We start from the raw sequence: 203 nt of genomic DNA, 5'->3' as shown, positions 1-203 counted from the left end.
TGCGCAATTTGGCCAATGGACTGCCCGACAAGGCATTGCAGGTCCGGTGGCACTGTTTGCAGCGATAACGCCGCAGGCCTCGGCTCCAGCCCCATAGCGCCAACTGATTGGCCTCGGCCTGGCAGTGTGGGCAAGCCGTCAGGTCGGGCAAGGCGTCCTGAACGGCGTCATGGTGAGTGGGGTGCTTGAGAGCGGAGGACAAC

Annotated in this window: 1 protein-coding gene; it reads right to left on the bottom strand. The window is 63.5% G+C overall.

What is annotated here, in order from left to right; all coding sequences use genetic code 11:
* Positions 1-203: IS1/IS1595 family N-terminal zinc-binding domain-containing protein (locus tag C2I19_RS20600; RefSeq protein WP_439647056.1), on the bottom strand; the 203-nt coding region annotated here is incomplete at both ends.

Origin of the sequence: Chromobacterium alticapitis, from assembly GCF_002924365.1 — a bacterium.
GTDB lineage: Bacteria > Pseudomonadota > Gammaproteobacteria > Burkholderiales > Chromobacteriaceae > Chromobacterium > Chromobacterium alticapitis.
Note: the sequence above shows the minus strand (reverse complement) of the source record. Positions and strands in the feature narration are given on the sequence as shown.